The sequence below is a fragment of the Nocardia xishanensis NBRC 101358 genome (assembly GCF_001613365.1).
Classification (GTDB): domain Bacteria; phylum Actinomycetota; class Actinomycetes; order Mycobacteriales; family Mycobacteriaceae; genus Nocardia; species Nocardia xishanensis.
In genome coordinates this window covers 35,606-52,845 of the sequence record NZ_BDCF01000036.1, presented here as the reverse complement: position 1 = coordinate 52,845, position 17,240 = coordinate 35,606, and the positions used below count along the sequence as shown (strand labels likewise).

Below are 17,240 nucleotides of genomic sequence, written 5' to 3'. Positions count from 1 at the left end.
CCGCCTCTGCCCCGGCCGTTTCCGCGCACCAGAGGGTGGCGGCCGGGGTTCAGGCTGGGAAACCCTCCAGCACCGCACGGGATTTCGACAGACCGAGCCGGGTCGCGCCCGCGGCGATCAGCTCGGCCGCCGCCTCGGCCGTGCGGATACCGCCGCTGGCCTTGATCCCGAGCCTGCCGCCGACCGTCTCGGCCATCAGGCGCACCGCGTGCGCGCTGGCGCCGCCCGCGGGATGGAACCCGGTGGAGGTCTTCACGAAATCGGCGCCCGCGCGCTCGGCGACGCGGCACACCTCGACGATCGCGTCGTCCGGGAGTGCGGCCGATTCGATGATGACCTTGAGCACCGCGCGATCGGCGATGGCCTCGCGCACCGTGACGATGTCGGCGAGCACGGCGTTGTACTCGCCTGCCAGCGCCGCACCGACGTCGATGACCATGTCGACCTCGGCCGCGCCCTGATCCACCGCGAGCCTGGCTTCGGCGCCTTTCACCAGCGAATGATGTTTGCCCGAGGGAAAACCGGCGACGGTGGCGAGCACCAGTCCCGGCGCGCGCACCGGAAGCATGGACGGCGACACGCAGATCGCGTAGACCCCCAGTGCGCGCGCCTCCTCCACCAGCGCAGCGACATCGGCGAGCGTCGCCTCCGGCGCCAGTAAGGTGTGATCGATGACGGCGGCCACTTCGGCCCTGCTCAGCGACGCGGAATCAGCCATGTTTCGAGAGTCTGGCACACGCGAGGCGAATTCCGTTGCGGGCCTGGCTCGCCGTAACGCACACTCGTATGTGTCGGTGGATCCGCGGGCTTCGGGAAGCTCGCCCACGTGACGAGCGTTGTGCGGAAAGCCCAACTCGTTCGGGAGGAGACGACACCGTGCTGATCCGACGCGAACGCGCCGAGGACGCCCCCGCCGTCGCGTCGGTGCACCGCAGCGCCTTCGCTGCGCTGTACGCACGCGAGAACGCGGAACGCGCCGCCGGGGAGTCGCCCGCAGAAACCACCGGGCGGTCGCCCGCCGATGACACAGCGCCGCCACCCACCGAACCGCCCGAGGTCGATCTCGTCGCGCGGTTACGCAGCGACGCGGGCTGGATCCCGACCCTGTCGCTGGTCGCGGTCGAGTTCGACACGGTGATCGGGCACGTCTGCCTGACCCGCGCCGCCGTCGGCCCGTTCCCCGCGCTCGGTCTCGGCCCGTTGGGTGTGCATCCGGAGCATCAGGGCGTCGGCGTCGGCTCGGCGCTCATGCACGCGGCCCTCGGCGCCGCCGACGCGCTCGACGAGCCGCTGATCGGCCTGCTCGGCAGCCTCGACTACTACCCGCGGTTCGGGTTCGTGCCCGCCGCCCGCCTCGGCATCGCCCCGGACGAGCCCGACTGGGTCTCGCACTTCCAGGTCCGCCCGCTCACCACCTACGAGGCCCAGATCACCGGCGAATTCCATTACGCCGAACCGTTTTACGAGCTGTGACCGAATAGCTCGGCATCCGGCGACCGCAGGCCTTCCGGCGAACGCCGGGCATCCGGCGGCAGGCCGCGTGGAACAACCGGTCCTGGTGCGCCGGGCGAAGCGTCACCTGCGAGGATGGGCCGATGAGTTCCGCTCCATCCGCCCCGGACGATCGCCGTTTCGTGCTGACGCTGGGCTGCCCGGACCGACCCGGCATCATCGCAGAGATCACCTCGTTCATCGCCGAGTTCGGCGGGTCGATCGTGGAGGCCGGTTACCACTCGGACACCGAAACGGGCTGGTTCTTCACCCGGCAGGCGATCAAGGCCGCGACGGTGCCCTTCGGCATCGCGGAACTGCGCGACCGATTCACCGCGGTCGCCGACCGGCTCGGCCCCGACACGGAGTGGCAGCTGCACGACGCAGGTGAACGCCGCCGCGCGGTACTGCTGGTCAGCAAGGAGGGCCACTGCCTGCACGACCTGCTCGGCCGCGCCGCCGCGGGCGAACTACCCGCCACCATCGAGGCCGTCATCGGCAACCATCCGGATCTGGCCGCGATGACCGAGGCGCACGGCGTGAAATTCCATTACGTGCCGTTCCCGAAAGACCCGGCCGAGCGCGGCCCCGCCTTCGAGCAGGTTCGCGAACTGGTCGACTCGCACGATCCGCACGCGGTGGTGCTGGCCCGCTTCATGCAGGTTCTGCCCGCCGAACTGTGCGAGCACTGGGCGGGCAAGGCGATCAACATCCACCACAGCTTCCTGCCCTCGTTCGTCGGCGCCCGCCCGTACCACCAGGCGTTCGCCCGCGGCGTCAAGCTGATCGGCGCCACCTGCCACTACGTGACCGCCGAACTCGACGCGGGCCCGATCATCGAACAGGACGTGATCCGCATCGATCACGCCGACGAGGTGCGCGACATGGTGCGCCAGGGCCGCGATATCGAACGCGTGGTGCTGGCCCGTGGCCTGCGCTGGCACCTGGAGGGCCGGGTGCTGGTGCACGGCCGCCGCACCGTCGTGTTCAACTGAACCGTCTCCCCCGAAGCGCCGCGACGCCCCCGATCGGAGACGGCATCGGCTCCGGTCGGGGACAGCGCGCGATCGGTGATCAGCCGACCGCTTCGGTGCGCACGGGTGCGTACACCGAGTCGAGCACTCGGGCGAGTTCCTCGTTGAACCGCTCGTACAGCTCGACATTGCCGAGGTGGCCGGTCCTCAGCACCTCGTAGCGAACCAAGCTGCCCACCGAATCGAGCATCTCGGCGATGATCTCGGAGTGCAGCGGCGGCGTCATGTCGTCGGCCGACCCGGCCAGGATCGTGGTCGGCACCACCAGGTTCTTGGCCGATTCGCCGAGATCCATGATCGCGAGCAGCTTCCCGAATTCGGCGCGCACCACCGCTGGACACGAACGCACCACGGCCATGCTGAAGTCCACCAGATCACCGGTGGACTCCAGGCTCATGATCTGGCGGGCGAACGCCCATTTGACCGGATCGAGCGGCGGGAAGACGATCGGCGTCCCGAGCCCGAGCTTGCCGACGGCGTGCGGCAGCGAGACGCCGGTGCGGTTCCACGGCAGCGGCCGGTTGAAGAACGGCACCACGGTGGTGGTGGCGACCAGGCCGTGCGGCGCGGTGTTGGTCAGCAGCACCGCCTCCGCGCGCCGGGTGACCTCGTCGGGATAGCGCCCGGCCCAGGCCTGCAACGTCATGCCGCCGAGGCTGTGCCCGACCAGCACGGCCTTGCGGCCCGCGGGAAGGGCGGCCCTGAGCACCGCGGCGAGGTCGGCGGCCAGCAGATCCATGGTCAGCGGAGACGAGCCGCGCTCACTTTCACCGTGTCCGCGCTGGTCGTAGGCGATCACACGGTATTCGCCCGCGAAGGCGTTGATCTGCGCGTTCCAGTATTCGATGGCGCAGGTCCAGCCGTGAACCAGCACGATGGCGGGAGCGTCGACCGGACCGTACGCGTGGGCCCGCAGCTTCGTGCCGTCCGGCGCCGTCACCGGGATGACGTCACGGGAGACGGTGGGCGGGTTCAGCGCGGCGATCGAGTAGGTCCGCGCCCTGAGGTTGGCGCGATGTACGTCGAGCAGGCTCCGGACCTTCTCCGGAAGCTCCGCCAACGCGGTCGGCAACTGTGCACGCATTCGGACACTCCTTTGTGTTACTGATAATTACAGTAACCCGAAGTAGCGCCTGCTAGCTAGTGCAAGCACACGAAAAATCGCCACCGCCCAGTCGGGGCAGCGGCGATCGGAGCGTCTACCAGCGGAGACGTGGAGTCCGCTTGCTGATGCAAGCATGAGAATTCGACTATCGGCGCGGCGGACGCACCGGGCGCGGGCGCACCGACGAGCGAGTTACCAGCGCGGTCCGCGCTGGATCTCGTCCACCTTCGGCCGCACGTCGGCCAGGTAGATGCCCGTGGCGATGATCGCGACGAAGGCCAGCAGACCGAGCCCCGCGGGCGAGAGCAGCAGAAGCAGCAGCGACACGCCGAGAATCGCCAGCCAGATCGGCTTGCTCTGCTTGTCCACCGCGGTGAAGGCGTCCGGACGCTGCCGAATGGCGTGAATCAGCGCGAAGATCGTCGCGCCGAGCGCGACGAGCCACAGCGCGAGCATGATCAGCGTGGTCAACCCATGCACGGTATTCACCTGACCCATGATACGAGCGACGCCCCCGCACAGCAGGCTGCGCGGGGGCGTCGAGGCGTGTTCAATCGGCGCGTTACGCCTTCTTCGGCGCGGCCTTCTTGGCCGGAGCCTTCTTCGCGGCGGCGGGCGCCTTCTTGGCCGGAGCCTTCTTCGGCGCGCCGTTGGCGTCGGCCGGAGCGGTCTCGGTGGTGACCTCGACGACCTCGGCCTCGACGACCGGTTCGGCGGCCTCGACCTCGGCCTCGACCTCGGCGGCCTTGCGCCCGATCAGGCCGTTGACCCGGTCGAGCACCTCTTCGGCGCGGCCTGCCGCGTCCTTGTAGAGGGTCTCGACGCGGTCGATCTGGTCCTCGACCCGCTGGTTGGCGCGCAGCCGCTCGACGGTCTCCTCGCCGCGCACGGCCAGGTCGGCGTACAGGTCGAGCGCCTTGTTGTAGTACTCCTCGGCAAGCCTGCGCAGCTCCTCGGAGGTGAACTTCTCGCGCAGCTCGGCAAGGTCGTCCGGCAGCTCGGAAGGCAGGCCTGCGAGCCGCTCGCGCAGCGTCTCGAACTGCGCCTGCACGTCGGCGGGCACGTTCGCGAAGCGCTCACGCGCCTCTTCCACCCGGCCGGGCACATCGGCGGAGGCCGCGCGCTCACGCACCTGGGTGACGACATCCAGGGCGGCAGTGTAGACGGCATCCCCGGCGCCGACGGCGGCGAGCAGAGGCTTGGTGACGGTTACGGTCTTGTCGGTCATGGTGTTTCGTTCTCCTGGCGTGGCGGAGTGTCGGTTGTCGTGCGCGGAACGTCGCTGTCCCATTCCCCCCCTGGCTCGTTCCCTCCGTTTTCCCGGCGAAACGATTCATAGATCTCCAGGAGCACTTGCTTCTGCCGTTCACTGATCTCCGTGTCGGCAAGCAGAGCGTCCCGGACCGGACTGTGCGGCCGCTGCTCGAGATAGCCAGCCCGTACGTACAGCACCTCCGAGGAAACCCGCAGCGCCTTCGCGATCTGCGCGAGTACCTCGGCGGAGGGATTGCGCAATCCGCGCTCGATTTGACTGAGGTACGGATTGCTCACCCCCGCCAGCGCGGCGAGCTGACGCAGCGAGACTTGCGCCGCCTCGCGCTGCGCCCTGATGAAACCTCCGATGTCGTGCGCCGCGTTCGCGACGCGACCCCCTCGTTCCCCGACGCCGGCCGATCGCTCGGCCGAACTGTCGGTGTACTCGGCGGAAACCTCGGGATGGTCTGCCATCACTCACCTTCTGGCGGTTGTACGGGTTCGATTCTAGGGCAGGGTGCTAACTCTTGCAAGCACACTGTTAGCACGCCTTCGGCACGCCGCAGGCGTGCCGCTGTTCTCAGCCGTGGAACAACAGCTGGGAAACGGTGTAGATCACCAGCCCGGCCAGCGAACCGACGACCGTTCCGTTGATCCTGATGAATTGCAGGTCACGCCCGACTTGCAATTCGATCTTCTTGCTCGCCTCTTCGGCATCCCATCGGGCGACCGTGTCGGTGACCAATGTGGTGATTTCGCTGGCGTAATTGGATACGAGGTAGCGCGCTCCCCGGTCGATCCAGCCGTCCACTTTCGCTCGCATCTCGGCGTCGTCGCGCAGCCGCTCACCGAGTTGCTGCACATTCTCCCCCACCTTGCGCCGCAGCGTGCTGTTCGGATCGTCGGCCGACTCGAGGATGAGCCGCTTGGCCGCGCGCCAGGTCGCCTCGGCCATGCCGGTGATTTCCTCGCGGCCCATGATCTGCGATTTGATCCGCTCGGCCTTCTTGATCATCGCGTCGTCGTACTGGAGATCGTGCGCGAATTCCTCGAGGAAGCGATTGGCGGCCAATCGCACCTCGTGCTCGGGATTCGAGCGTACCTTCCAGGTGAATTCGACCAGCTCACGGTAGATCTTTTCGGAAAGCAGAATGTTGACGAATTTGGGAGCCCACTGCGGCGCATCGCGAAGAACGATCCGGTCGATGGTCTCCTGGCTGCCGAGCGCCCACTGGTGCGCGCGCTCGGCGAGCATGTCGAGCAGCGGCAACTGCCTGTTGTCGGCCAGCAACTCCGCGAGCACCCGGCCGATCGGCGGCCCCCACAGCGGTTCGGCGATGCGCTTGACGATGGTGTTGTCGATGACCTGCTCGACGTCCTCGTCGCGCAGCACGCCGACCACCGCGCGCAGGATCGTCGAACTCTCCTCCGCCACCCGGGCGGCGTGCTGCGGGTCGGCCATCCAGCGGCCGACCCGCAGCGAGATCTGCGCCGAATTCACCTTGGCCGAGACCACTTCGGGCGCGAGGAAATTGGTGCCGACGAAACTGCCGAGGCTGGCGCCGAGCTGGTCCTTCTTCTTGCGGATGATCGCCGTGTGCGGAATCGGCAGGCCGAGAGGGTGCCGGAACAGCGCCGTCACCGCGAACCAGTCGGCGAGCGCGCCGACCATGCCCGCCTCCGACGCGGCGCGCACATACCCGACCCACTCGCCGCCCGCGCCGCGCGATTCCAGCCAGCGGCAGAACAGATAGATCGCCGTCGCGAATGCCAGCAGACCGGTGGCGACCGCCTTCATCTTCCACAGGTCGCGCCGCTTGGCGGCCTCGTCGACGAAGAACCCGGTCGGCGCCGCCGGAGTCGGCGCGTCGATGACCGCGATAGTGCCGGGGGCTTTCTCCATGTCTCCATTCTGCTGTGCGCCGGACGGGAGCCAGGACGGCGCGTGCCGCGTCGATTCTGTGGTTCCTGCCGCATCCGGCCCCCATTTGCGCCTCTTGCGGCTGGCCTGGACTTAAGCTGGTGGTCCACGACCATTACGAACGAGGGAGCCAACGCTGTCCACCGAAGACCTTGTCGACATCGGTGAGCGCGCCGAGCGACCGGCTGCGGTGCGCACCGGCCGGATGGACGGCCGCAAGCGCCGGTGGCGTCAGCACAAGATCGACCGCCGCGAAGAGCTCGTCGACGGCACCCTCGCCGCTGTCCGCGCCAGGGGCAGCAATGCGGGCATGGACGAGATCGCCGCGGAGATCGGCGTCTCCAAGACCGTCCTCTACCGGTACTTCTCCGACAAGAACGACCTGGTCCACGCGACCATGCAGCGGTTCATCGAGACCACGCTGATGCCGCGGGTGTACGGCGCGATCAGCCTGGACGCCGACGAGTTCGAGCTGGTGCGCTCCGCCCTCGCGGCCTACGTCGGCACGGTCGACGAGGATCCCGAGGTATACCGCTTCATCATGGGCAGCGGCTCGGACGCGTCCTCGCTCGCCGAGTTCGAGAAGCTCTTCGCCGAGGTGGTCTCCACGGTCATCATCGACAAGGCGGGCGCGCTCGGCCTCGACACCACGGGCTCCATGCTCTGGTCCTACGTGCTGGTCGGCGGCATACAGCTGGCAACCCACTGGTGGACCACCGACAAGTCGATGTCCCGCGAGGAAGTCATCGACTACCTGACGATGATGGCCTGGAGCGCCATCGAGGGCATGGCGCGCGCGGGCGGCTCCCGCGAGACCTTCAACAAGCAGCCGCATGTGCTGCCGATCCGGGAGAACGACGCCTCCGAGTAGGAGACGTGCCGCACGACCGGGGCTGAGGTATGCCCGGTCGGCGCGCCGGACGACGTCCATCCGCGGCCTCGCACGGCCCGAGGTACACCTGTCTGTGACGGCCGGTTCGACAATGCCGCGCGGTTGGTTAGTCTGAACGCGAGCGGTGCCACAGTGGGGTTGGTCACCGCCCCACGTGGTCCCGCGGGCTCGCGCCTGCGCGTCCCGTCGGCCCGACCGCGGCACCAATGGAGGTACCTCGATGGCGAAGCAAGTGCCGACTTCCCGGCTTGCTCGTGGCACCAAGCTGGGTGCGGTGGCCGCCAGTTCAGTGTTGCGGACGCAGCGCACGCGGCTTTCCATGCGAGGCAGATCCGAGGCCGTGCGCGCCAAGATGGCCGAGGAATCGATGATCCGCACCACCGAGCAGGTGGTCATGGTGCTCGGCACCATGAAGGGCGTCGCCATGAAACTGGGACAGATGATGTCGGTGCTCGATCTGGACCTGGTGCCCGAGAATCATCGCGAACGTTTTCAGAAGCGACTTGCCGTGCTGCGCAACGCCGCGCCGACCGTCTCCTTCGACGCCATGCGCCAGGTGATCGAGGAAGACTGCGGGCAGCCGCTCATGGCGATCTTCGCCGAGTTCGAACCGGAGCCGATCGCGGCCGCCTCGATCGGCCAGGTGTACCGGGCCACGCTGCACGACGGCCGCGCGGTGGCGGTGAAGGTGCAGTACCCCGGCATCGACGCCGCGGTGCGCGCGGATCTGAAGAATCTCAACATGTTTCGCAAGGTGCTCACCTCGGCCATGCCGTGGGTCACCCCCGCCGTCCTCGACGAGCTGCGGCTGAACATGGAGGGTGAGCTCGACTACCGGACCGAGGCCGTCACCCAGTCGCAGATCGCCGAGCTCTACGCGGGGCACCCGTTCATCGCGGTGCCGCGTTCGCTGCCCGAGCTCAGCACCACGCGGGTGCTGGTCAGCGAGTACCTGCCAGGCAAGGGCTTCGAGGAGCTACGCCAGTTCCCCGAGGCCGAGCGCAACAGGATCGGGGAGATCATCTACCGGTTCTATGTCGGTTCGCTGTTCAGCTTCAACGAGTTCTGCGGCGACCCGCATCCGGGCAATGTGCTGCTCGCCGAGGACGGCCGCGTCGGCTTTCTCGACTTCGGCCTGTTCAACCGGATGGACCCAGAGCATGTGCGCTTCGAGACCATCTGTTTGCGCGCGGCCGCCGAGGATCGCGCGGAAGACCTGCGCGACTTGATGATTCAGCGCGGCGTGATCGACTCGCCGGAGGAGATCGGCGCCGAGGAATGCCTCGAATACGTGCTGGCGGCGTCGGAGTGGTGCCTGGTCGACGAGGACCTCACCATCACGCCGGAACTGGCCAGCGGCGCGTTCCTGCTCGCCGTCGACCCGCGCGCCAGCGAGTTCGCCGGGATGAAGCAGCAGAACCTGCCGCCGGAGCACCTGTTCTCCCGGCGCGCCGACTTCCTCACCTTCGGCATGCTCGGCCAGCTCAACGCCACCGCGAACTGGCATCGGATCGCACGCGAGTGGCTCTACGACGAACCCCCCGTCACCGAACTGGGCAAGGCGCATCAGCAGTGGCTGGCCGAGAACCCTCCGCCCGCCCCGACCAAGACAGCACGGCCGCGCGCCGCGGCCGCATCCAAGAAGGCCGCGGCGAAGAAGCCGCGGGCCGCGCGCAAGGCGTGAGCCGCAGCGCATGCGATCTACCAGGAGTGAATACCTATGGCAGACAACCGCGAATTCGACATCGCCCTCTTCGGTGCGACAGGTTTCGTCGGCAAGCTCACCGCGGAGTACCTGCTCGACGCGGCGCCGTCCGGCGCGCACATCGCGCTGGCGGGCCGCTCGCTGGACAAGCTGACCAAGGTCCGCGCGGAACTCGGCCCGAAGGCCGCGTCGTGGGATCTCGTCGTGGCCGATTCGACCGATCAGGCCGCGCTCGACGCGCTGGCCGCGCGCACCAAGGTCGTGGTGACCACGGTCGGCCCGTACCTGCGCTACGGCCTGCCGCTGGTCGCCGCCTGCGCGAAGGCGGGCACCCACTACGCCGATCTCACCGGCGAGCCGCTGTTCATCCGTGAGGCCATCGACATCTACCACGAGGAGGCAGGCCGCACCGGCGCCAAGATCGTCAACTCCTGTGGTTTCGACTCGGTTCCGTCCGATCTGAGCGTGTACCAGCTGTACCGCGCCTCCGTCTCGGACAACGCCGGCGAGCTCACCGACACCACGCTGATCGCCTCGCTCAAGGGCGGCGTCAGCGGCGGCACCATCGATTCCGGCCGGGCCATGATGGAGGCCATCGCGGCCGATTCCAGCAAGGCCTCGGTGCTTTCGCACCCTTACTCGCTGAGCCCGGACAAGTCGATGGAACCCGACGTCGGCCGCCAGTCCGATCAGGCGCTGCAGCGCGCGAGCAGCATCGACCCGAGCCTGGACGGCTGGGTGAGTACCTTCGTGATGGCCGCGCACAACACCAAGATCGTGCGGCGCAGCAACGGTCTGCTCGGCTGGGTGTACGGCAAGAACTTCCGCTACCGCGAAGTGATGAGCGCGGGCAAGTCGGCGGCCGCGCCGCTGGTTGCCGCGGGCATGGCGGGCGGCATCGTGGCGACCATGGCCACCGGCGCGCTGCTCTCGCGGGTGTCGGCGGGCCGCAAGCTGCTCGATCGGGTGCTGCCGAAGCCGGGCACCGGACCGAGTGAAGAGGCAAGGCGCAGTGGCTGGTTCTCCATGAAGACCTACGCGCACACCACCTCCGGCGCGAAGTACGTGGCGACGTTCCAGGCCAAGGGCGACCCCGGCTACCAGGCCACCGCGGTCATGCTCGGCGAATCCGGGCTGTGCCTTGCTTTCGACACCGATAAGCAGCCGGAGCTGGCGGGCATCCTCACCCCGGCCGCGGCCATGGGTGACGCGCTGACCGACCGGTTGCGCGCGGCGGGCATGACCATCGAGGTGCGGCGGGCCTGAAACAGGCTGCCGCATCACGCTTCCCACCGTCGAGGAGCTTGCTGTGCAGAACGAGTCCGCGAGGGCGGCGCGGTGAACCTGGCGCGCCGCACCATGAATCATCCTGCGCTGGCCGCCGTCTACGAACGCGCCTGGCGGCCGGCGCTGTTCTACCTGGCCAGCGGTCGCAGCACCGCGTCGGATCGCCGCGACGCGGTGCGCGCGTTGCGCTTGTCCGGCGACAAGAAGGTGCTCGACATCGCTTGCGGTCCGGGGAATTTCACCAGATACCTGAGTGAATCGCTGTCCGAGGGCGGCTTTGCCGTCGGCGTGGACTACTCGGAACCGATGCTGGCGCGGGCGGTAGTCGACAACGCCGGTCCGCGCGTCGGCTATCTGCGGGGGGACGCTCGCGCATTGCCTTTCGCGGACGGCGTCTTCGACGCGGTGTGCTGTTTCGGGGCGCTCTATCTGATCCCCGATCCGCTGGCCGCCACCCGGGAGATGGTGCGCGTGCTCGCCCCCGGCGGCCGCATCGCCATCACAACCAGTCACCGCGCCGACAACCCGTTCGGGCACGCGAGCCGAATCGTCGGCGGCTTGAGCGGTTTGCGGGTGTTCGATCACGAGACCTTCCCGAACCTGTTTCGCGAACTCGGGCTGGTCGAGATCGATCAGAGCGTGCACCGGCTGCTGCAATACGTCAGCGCGACCCGCCCGGCCTGAGCGAAAAGCATTGAAGGATCGAACTTTCGGTTCCCGCGCCCCGGAGCCGTCACACGGAGTGTCTCGGACGGGTCCTGCGGCGCGAACCGAAGACTCGGTCAGTCGGACTGCTCGCCCACGGGCACCTGGATTCCGCTGAGCTCGACCATCCGTCGCAGCACGGCGGGCGCGACCGCGAAATCGAGTTCGGTGCCACCGTTCTCGAAGACGTAAGTCAGGTAGTCGTCGCAGTGCAACGCGGCGCGCCGGACCGAGCAGTGCTCGCCGACGACTACCCAGCCACCGATGGTCAACTGATCGAGCATCGCACCTCCCACCCTCCGGCCTAGGCCATACCTCAGCAAAGCGGACTATTCCAGGCGTCATCCGGCCTTGTCAACGACCACACGGCGCGTCATCGGCCGCGTGTCACGCGCCGCGAACGGAATATTCCTGGCGGAATACCCAGGATTCGGGCGGGTAGATCCCCTCGTCGAATTGCAGTGCGGCGCCGTCGGAATCGAGTGCGGTGAGCCGGTACACCAGCACCGCGGAGGTGCGGGCCAGCCGCAACCGCTTGCGCTCCTCCGAGGTCGCCAGGCGGGCGCTGACCTCGTCGAAAACAGAAGCCACCCGGCGACCGGTCACCGCCTCCAGGTACATGGCGGTGCCACCGGGCAGCCGCTTGGTGTCGAGCAGACGGTCCGCGACGCTCGCCAGATCACCGGGAAACCAGGACGTCGATAGCTCGGCGTCGCCGTTGTCTCCGGTGACCAATCGCCTGCGGGCGATCACCTCGCTACCGGCCACCAGACCGAGCGCGTCGGTCACGTAGTCCGGGCCGTCGACGAGTTCGGCGGCGAGGATGTCGACCGGCTCCCGTTCGGCGTACATCGCGCCGTATTGCCGTGCCCGCCCGGCGGATTCGCGTACCAGCGGCACCGCGTCCGGACCGCGAACGAAGGTGCCCGAACCGCGGCGGGATTCCACCAATCCTTGCTGGCGCAACGTATTCAACGCCTTGGCAGCCGTCGGGCGCGCGACCTTCCACGCGACGGCGAGCTCGCGTTCGGAGGGCACTTCGGCGCCGGGAGCGAGTTCGCCGCGCTCGATCTGGTCACGGATGTACCCCGAAATCTGCTGATACTTCGGGAGTACTTCTTCGATGTCTGGCACCGAACGCCTTCCGCTCCTCGATCCACCAATACTTCCGGTCAGTGTAATCAGCCCGCGAATCACGCCCGGCCGCCGACCGTGCGCCACATCACAGCAGGTGCGCGCGGGAAAGCCGGCAACGGGGGTGGTTACCGAGCGGTAGAGTTCCGACCAGTATGGCCGTGGGTGTGGACCGAGCAGAAGGGGGCGACCCAGATGGCGGTGCCGGATACCGGACAGGGGCTGGCCAGGGGGTTGTACGCGGCGGCCGTCGGGGCGGACGGAGCCGAGCGTTTCGAGCTCGCCGAGGACGTGGCAGAAAATCTCGCGGCGGCCTGCGACCGGCTGGTCGATGACCTGCGAAAGGCCATGGCCGTAGGACATTCGGTCACCGAGGTCGGCGGGTTTCCCGACCTGCCGAGCGGTCGCGGCCTCGCCGCCGGATTCGGCGACAAAGGCAGGCAGTTCCTCGACACCGTGGCCGCCTTCCAGGAGACCGCGCTGCTCTTCAAGGCGGCGTATCTGGCGGCGGGCCGTAAACTCGCGGACGCGGAGGCGGCGAATCGAGCCGCGCTCGAACTGGTCACCGAGTACCTGGATCCGCGATGACCGCGCGCGAGTCCGGAATGCGGAGGTGGTGACCGTGGTGGACGCCGCAGCCAGAGCCGCCGCCGACGAGATCAGGGTGCAGCAACGCGCACTCGCCGCGTCCACCGGAACATCCAGCGGTGGAACGGATCCCGCCTACGCGCCGGAACGGGAGCGGTTCGGCGCCTACACCCACGTGGAGATATGGGACCGGGTGCACGAAGCGCTCGATCCCGGCGCGCTCGGCGAGACCGCCGCGGCGTGGCAGGCCGGCGCCGACGCGATCGCGGACGCCTTCCAGAGCTTCGCCGATATCGCCAATCGCGAATTCGCCCGCTGGTCAGGGCGATCCGCCGAGGCGGCGCAGCGTGCGACGCGCGAGTTCATCAGGGCGGGCGCCGAAGCGCACGACGTGTGCCGGGCGGTGCAGCGCCTCATGGAGCTGAATCGCGATGCGGCGCAGACTATCCGAGCCGCGATCCCGCAACCGCGGCGCTACACGCCGCGGGACGACGCGGCCGCGGAGGCCGTGTTCGGCGGGCGCCGGAGGATGGAGCACGACTTGGCCGCCGCGACGGCCGAGGCTGATGTCCAGGACACCATGACCTACCTCTACACCCCGACCATGCCCGCCTCCGGCGACAGCGTGCCCCGGTTCACCCCGCCGCGCGCCCCCTCCGACGGCGGGGGCGGCGCACGGTGAGATGGGTCCTCACCCCGGACGAATTCACGCATGTCTGGGAAAGCGAAACGAATCTGGACAGGCGACCGTATCCGATCAACATGGTGCCGTCGTCCACCGTGCGCACCGAAACCGAGTACGCAGCATTGCGTTTGCCACAGCGGTTCGCCAAGCAGGCAGATCCCGACCTGGCCGCCGCGCTGATGCTGTGCGCCCGCACCGACGCCACCACCATCACCATCTCCGGCGAGCGCAGCGCGCCGGGGCGCAACGGCAGCGCGTCCGATGGCGATCGCATCCTTGCGTTCGCATCGATAGTGCACAATCACGCGGGCGTGCTCGTCGCTTCGCCGGACAAGGTGACCGTGCAGATGTGTCACGCGCGCAACCTCGGTCAGCGCCTGGTACAGGTGATCGGCTCGGCGCACGCGGGACGGCTCGGCGCGATGCGCGAGCCGCAGGACGCGGTGCTCACCACCGAGCCGGTCGACGCGCCGGCGGCCAACGGCCAGCGCGGCGCGGCCCGCTTCCGGCAGACGTTGCGCAAGCCGGTGGACTGCCGGGGCTTCATCACCGTGACCGTGGACCCGGACAATCCGATGTCACCTCCGACGCGCCACCGCACCTGGCTCGATTTCACCGGCGACGGCCGTTACCTGCTGACCACGTCGCACGATCTGATCCTCACCCCGGTCACCGACGACGACTTCGCCGTGCAGTTGCTGCGGCTCGCGCAGATCCGCTGACGCCGAACGCCGCCCCGGGCGCGGACGGACGTGGTAAGTGTGGTCGATGGTGGAGTACTGGTCTGTCCCGGTCACCGAGGCACTGAAAGCCCACGGCTTGCGTATCGCGGATCTGGCGACCTCGTCGACACCCGGATTCACCGGAGACAAGCAAAAAGCCCAGGAGTTGCTGGTTCAGCGCGGCGAGGCGCTGTCCGGCCTTCAGGAGAAGCTTTTCGCCAATGGGCGCTCCGGCGACAGACGCAGCGTGCTGCTGGTGTTGCAGGGCATGGACACCGCGGGCAAGGGCGGCATCGTCCGGCACGTCATCGGCTCGGTGGATCCGCAAGGCGTCGACCGCGCGGCGTTCGGCGTCCCGACCGACGAGGAGCGGCGGCACCACTACCTGTGGCGCGTCAACAAGGCGCTGCCGCGCGGCGGCCAGCTCGGCGTCTTCGACCGCTCGCACTACGAGGACGTGCTGGTGGTGCGGGTGCACGAGCTGGTGCCGCGCGAGGAGTGGGAGCCGCGTTACGACGAGATCAACCAGTTCGAGCGAGAGCTGATCGGCGAGGGCATCACGCTGGTGAAGGTCGCCATGTTCGTCTCGCTGGACGAGCAGAAGAAACGGCTGCGCCAGCGGCTGGAGCGCCCGGACAAGTACTGGAAGTTCAACCCCTCCGACATCGACGAGCGCGCCTACTGGCCCGCCTACCAGGAGGCGTACCAGGCCATGCTCGACCGCACCTCCACCGCCGACGCGCCCTGGTACGTGCTGCCCGCCGACCACAAGTGGTACGCCCGCCTCGCGGTCACCGAGCTGCTCATCGATGCGCTGGAGAAGCTGGACCTCCATTGGCCTCCGGCGAATTTCGACATCGCCGAACAACTCCGCCGCTTGGAGCGTGCCTAGCCGCTGCTCGCGCAACCGGGTGCTGCGAAATGGGCGTCCGCGGAGATAACAGAACACACCGAGGCGGTCGGTCGAGCCGAACAGCTCCTCCTCGGTATCCCCGCGGCCCCCGCCGTTCCCCTCCCGGCGGGGGCCGCCCGCCGCGCGCCGTCAGATCCGGCGCATCACCGAGACGACCTTGCCGAGGATCACGGCCTCGTCGCCGTCGATGACGTCGTAGGCGGGGTTGCGCGGTTCCAGGTAGACGTGGCCGTTGCGGCGGCGATACACCTTGACGGTGGCTTCCTCGCCGATCATGGCGGCGACGATGTCGCCGGACTGCGCCTCGCTCTGCTGGCGCACCACCACCGTGTCGCCGTCGCAGATGGCGGCGTCGATCATCGAGTCTCCACGCACGCGGAGCGCGAAAACCGTTCCCCTACCGACCAATTCGCGGGGCAGCGTCAAGGTGTCGTCGGTGTGCTGCTCGGCAAGGATCGGGGCGCCGGCGGCGATGTCGCCGACCACGGGAACGGTGACCGCGGCGTCGGATCGCTCCGCCAGAGTCGTGCCATGGAGGAACAACCGCACGTCGATCGGGCGCGTCACCGCGTCGCCTCGGCGCAGAAAACCGCGCTCCTCCAAGCTTTTCAGATGTTTGGAGACCGAGGACGCCGACCGCAGGCCGACCGCGTCGCCGATCTGTCTGGTATTCGGCGGATACCCGTATTCGACTACCCAGTCCCGAATCACGGCGAGGATGCGCTGCTGGCGCGGCGGCAGCGTCGAAGTGTCGAGATGCTCGAAGTCGTATGCGGTCACCCGGGAAATGCTAGAGGCGAGGGCGGACAAACTCCGTCCGCGGCGCCGGAGCGGCCGTGCCCCGTGTTGCAGCGACGCCGCGCGGCCGGTCGGCCCGACACGCAGCGTCCTGCGTTACGGCCTAGCGCGGCGAGATCCGTTGCGACTCAGGCCGGGCCGGACCGATGCGCGGTGAGCACCGGCTGGAAGAACCCGGTTTCCTCCGGCGAGTGCCAGGCCGGTTGGGTGAAACCAGCCTCGATCACGAACTCGGTCAGCTGCGCCCTGGTCAATGCCCAGTATCGCGCGGCCCCGACCCGAACGGCCCAGCCGTCGCCGCCCTCGGTGAGCCGGAACATCTCGAAGTCGTAGCGTTCACCGTCGTCGTCCCAGTGCCAGAGCTGGAAGGTGATCGCGCGTCCCATCGCCGAATCGACCGATTTCGGCGGCTGCCCAGCCGGTTTGGCGGCGCGCAACGCGTCGTAGTCACGGGTCGTCAGCACCAGCAGACCGCCGGGCCGCAGCACCCGCCACATCTCCCCGAGCGCCGTATCCACCTCGACGGCGGTGAGCAGGTGCGGCAACGCGTTGTCGGCGCACACCACGGCATCCGCCCACCCGCCGTCGAACGGCAGCGCCCGCATGTCGCCCGCCAGCGTCGGCAGCCGCAACCCCCGCGTCCGCGCCTCCTCGGCCGCCCGCACCGCAGCCACCGGACTCGAATCCATCCCCACCACGGAGTGCCCGCACGCCGCCAATCCGATCGCCTGCGTCCCGATCCCGCATGCCGCGTCCAAAACAGTCGACGGCCCCGCCCCCAAAGACCCCCGCAATACCCGATCCAACGCGCGCCCCTGCCCCGCGACCGCCGCGGGCCAGTCTTGGTAGAGCAGGTGGTAGTCCCCGGCCAAATGGTCGTAGAAGTCGCGCACGGTATCCCCGGACATGCATCAACGGTAGACGGCGAGCGTCCGCGTCCGGCGCTGCCGCTCGCTCTATTCGCGCTGCGCGAGCCGACTGCCAATGGACCGCACACAGCCGGCCG

20 protein-coding genes are annotated in these 17,240 nt (G+C 68.5%); 10 read left to right on the top strand and 10 right to left on the bottom strand.

Annotated elements, in window-relative coordinates; all coding sequences use genetic code 11:
* Positions 1-49: 49 nt before the first annotated feature.
* Entirely contained in the window at positions 50-718 is a 669-nt protein-coding gene (gene deoC / locus NX1_RS24780; RefSeq protein WP_068063913.1) for a deoxyribose-phosphate aldolase, read from the bottom strand.
* 158 nt (positions 719-876) lie between these two features.
* On the opposite strand from deoC, the gene NX1_RS24775 reads away from it, so the two are divergent.
* Entirely contained in the window at positions 877-1,473 is a 597-nt protein-coding gene (locus NX1_RS24775; protein ID WP_068063911.1) for a GNAT family N-acetyltransferase, read from the top strand.
* Between the two features lie 122 nt (positions 1,474-1,595).
* Positions 1,596-2,486, top strand: coding sequence for a formyltetrahydrofolate deformylase (gene purU, locus NX1_RS24770; RefSeq protein WP_068063909.1), 891 nt, complete (start codon positions 1,596-1,598; stop codon positions 2,484-2,486).
* Positions 2,487-2,565: 79 nt separating this feature from the next.
* Here purU and NX1_RS24765 read toward each other — a convergent pair whose 3' ends face one another.
* The 5 genes from NX1_RS24765 to NX1_RS24745 all read right to left on the bottom strand — a co-directional run bounded on the left by NX1_RS24765 (position 2,566) and on the right by NX1_RS24745 (position 6,787).
* Positions 2,566-3,609, bottom strand: coding sequence for an alpha/beta fold hydrolase (locus NX1_RS24765; protein ID WP_068063907.1), 1,044 nt, complete (start codon positions 3,607-3,609; stop codon positions 2,566-2,568).
* A 213-nt stretch (positions 3,610-3,822) separates the two neighbouring features.
* Positions 3,823-4,128, bottom strand: a complete 306-nt coding sequence (locus NX1_RS24760; RefSeq protein ID WP_068063905.1) for a DUF2516 family protein — start codon at positions 4,126-4,128, stop codon at positions 3,823-3,825.
* A 64-nt stretch (positions 4,129-4,192) separates the two neighbouring features.
* Positions 4,193-4,858: a heparin-binding hemagglutinin gene (locus NX1_RS24755; protein WP_068063903.1), complete on the bottom strand. Its 666-nt coding sequence runs from the start codon at positions 4,856-4,858 to the stop codon at positions 4,193-4,195.
* Entirely contained in the window at positions 4,855-5,358 is a 504-nt protein-coding gene (locus NX1_RS24750; RefSeq protein WP_068063902.1) for a helix-turn-helix domain-containing protein, read from the bottom strand. The genes NX1_RS24755 and NX1_RS24750 overlap by 4 nt, the downstream gene beginning before the upstream one ends.
* Positions 5,359-5,464: 106 nt before the next feature.
* Positions 5,465-6,787, bottom strand: coding sequence for a DUF445 domain-containing protein (locus tag NX1_RS24745; protein WP_373864910.1), 1,323 nt, complete (start codon positions 6,785-6,787; stop codon positions 5,465-5,467).
* Positions 6,788-6,995: 208 nt separating this feature from the next.
* On the opposite strand from NX1_RS24745, the gene NX1_RS24740 reads away from it, so the two are divergent.
* From NX1_RS24740 to NX1_RS24725, 4 genes are all read left to right on the top strand, one after another.
* On the top strand, positions 6,996-7,676 hold the full coding sequence (locus NX1_RS24740) for a TetR/AcrR family transcriptional regulator (protein ID WP_084501731.1): 681 nt from the start codon (positions 6,996-6,998) through the stop codon (positions 7,674-7,676).
* 241 nt (positions 7,677-7,917) lie between these two features.
* Positions 7,918-9,381 carry an ABC1 kinase family protein gene (locus NX1_RS24735; RefSeq protein WP_068063900.1) on the top strand — a complete coding sequence of 488 codons (1,464 nt, stop codon included), beginning with the start codon at positions 7,918-7,920 and terminating at the stop codon, positions 9,379-9,381.
* A 36-nt stretch (positions 9,382-9,417) separates the two neighbouring features.
* On the top strand, positions 9,418-10,668 hold the full coding sequence (locus NX1_RS24730; RefSeq protein WP_068063899.1) for a saccharopine dehydrogenase family protein: 1,251 nt from the start codon (positions 9,418-9,420) through the stop codon (positions 10,666-10,668).
* A 72-nt stretch (positions 10,669-10,740) separates the two neighbouring features.
* Entirely contained in the window at positions 10,741-11,373 is a 633-nt protein-coding gene (locus NX1_RS24725) for a class I SAM-dependent methyltransferase (protein WP_068063898.1), read from the top strand.
* Between the two features lie 98 nt (positions 11,374-11,471).
* Here the strand turns inward: NX1_RS24725 and NX1_RS24720 are convergent, their stop codons facing one another.
* Together NX1_RS24720 and NX1_RS24715 are read right to left on the bottom strand one after the other, a co-directional pair.
* On the bottom strand, positions 11,472-11,678 hold the full coding sequence (locus NX1_RS24720) for a hypothetical protein (protein ID WP_068063896.1): 207 nt from the start codon (positions 11,676-11,678) through the stop codon (positions 11,472-11,474).
* Between the two features lie 103 nt (positions 11,679-11,781).
* Positions 11,782-12,528: a GntR family transcriptional regulator gene (locus NX1_RS24715; RefSeq protein ID WP_068063895.1), complete on the bottom strand. Its 747-nt coding sequence runs from the start codon at positions 12,526-12,528 to the stop codon at positions 11,782-11,784.
* Between the two features lie 165 nt (positions 12,529-12,693).
* On the opposite strand from NX1_RS24715, the gene NX1_RS24710 reads away from it, so the two are divergent.
* The 4 genes from NX1_RS24710 to NX1_RS24695 are packed head-to-tail and all read left to right on the top strand — an operon-like array spanning position 12,694 to position 15,415.
* Positions 12,694-13,116 (top strand): hypothetical protein, encoded by a 423-nt coding sequence (locus NX1_RS24710; protein WP_245668665.1) that lies wholly within the window; start codon positions 12,694-12,696, stop codon positions 13,114-13,116.
* Positions 13,117-13,150: 34 nt separating this feature from the next.
* Complete coding sequence (locus NX1_RS24705) at positions 13,151-13,798, top strand: hypothetical protein (protein WP_084501734.1); 648 nt, start codon at positions 13,151-13,153, stop codon at positions 13,796-13,798.
* Positions 13,795-14,523: an ESX secretion-associated protein EspG gene (locus NX1_RS24700; protein ID WP_068063893.1), complete on the top strand. Its 729-nt coding sequence runs from the start codon at positions 13,795-13,797 to the stop codon at positions 14,521-14,523. Before NX1_RS24705 ends, NX1_RS24700 begins: the two co-directional genes overlap by 4 nt.
* A 46-nt stretch (positions 14,524-14,569) precedes the next feature.
* On the top strand, positions 14,570-15,415 hold the full coding sequence (locus tag NX1_RS24695; protein WP_068063959.1) for a polyphosphate kinase 2 family protein: 846 nt from the start codon (positions 14,570-14,572) through the stop codon (positions 15,413-15,415).
* A 150-nt stretch (positions 15,416-15,565) separates the two neighbouring features.
* Here the strand turns inward: NX1_RS24695 and lexA are convergent, their stop codons facing one another.
* Together lexA and NX1_RS24685 are read right to left on the bottom strand one after the other, a co-directional pair.
* A complete protein-coding gene (lexA, locus tag NX1_RS24690; RefSeq protein ID WP_068063891.1) occupies positions 15,566-16,216 on the bottom strand; it encodes a transcriptional repressor LexA in 651 nt (216 codons plus the stop codon).
* A gap of 146 nt (positions 16,217-16,362) precedes the next feature.
* Positions 16,363-17,142: a class I SAM-dependent methyltransferase gene (locus NX1_RS24685; RefSeq protein ID WP_068063889.1), complete on the bottom strand. Its 780-nt coding sequence runs from the start codon at positions 17,140-17,142 to the stop codon at positions 16,363-16,365.
* Between the last annotated feature and the right edge of the window lie 98 nt (positions 17,143-17,240).

Excerpts from the sequence above, each read along its gene's own strand:
- NX1_RS24730 (WP_068063899.1), top strand. The coding sequence starts at position 9,418 with ATGGCAGACAACCGCGAATTCGACATCGCCCTCTTCGGTGCGACAGGT.
- NX1_RS24745 (WP_373864910.1), bottom strand. The coding sequence starts at position 6,787 with ATGGAGAAAGCCCCCGGCACTATCGCGGTCATCGACGCGCCGACTCCG.
- NX1_RS24695 (WP_068063959.1), top strand. The coding sequence starts at position 14,570 with ATGGTGGAGTACTGGTCTGTCCCGGTCACCGAGGCACTGAAAGCCCAC.
- NX1_RS24760 (WP_068063905.1), bottom strand. The coding sequence starts at position 4,128 with ATGGGTCAGGTGAATACCGTGCATGGGTTGACCACGCTGATCATGCTC.
- deoC (WP_068063913.1), bottom strand. The coding sequence starts at position 718 with ATGGCTGATTCCGCGTCGCTGAGCAGGGCCGAAGTGGCCGCCGTCATC.
- NX1_RS24765 (WP_068063907.1), bottom strand. The coding sequence starts at position 3,609 with ATGCGTGCACAGTTGCCGACCGCGTTGGCGGAGCTTCCGGAGAAGGTC.
- purU (WP_068063909.1), top strand. The coding sequence starts at position 1,596 with ATGAGTTCCGCTCCATCCGCCCCGGACGATCGCCGTTTCGTGCTGACG.
- NX1_RS24750 (WP_068063902.1), bottom strand. The coding sequence starts at position 5,358 with ATGGCAGACCATCCCGAGGTTTCCGCCGAGTACACCGACAGTTCGGCC.
- NX1_RS24685 (WP_068063889.1), bottom strand. The coding sequence starts at position 17,142 with ATGTCCGGGGATACCGTGCGCGACTTCTACGACCATTTGGCCGGGGAC.
- NX1_RS24720 (WP_068063896.1), bottom strand. The coding sequence starts at position 11,678 with ATGCTCGATCAGTTGACCATCGGTGGCTGGGTAGTCGTCGGCGAGCAC.
- NX1_RS24755 (WP_068063903.1), bottom strand. The coding sequence starts at position 4,858 with ATGACCGACAAGACCGTAACCGTCACCAAGCCTCTGCTCGCCGCCGTC.
- NX1_RS24735 (WP_068063900.1), top strand. The coding sequence starts at position 7,918 with ATGGCGAAGCAAGTGCCGACTTCCCGGCTTGCTCGTGGCACCAAGCTG.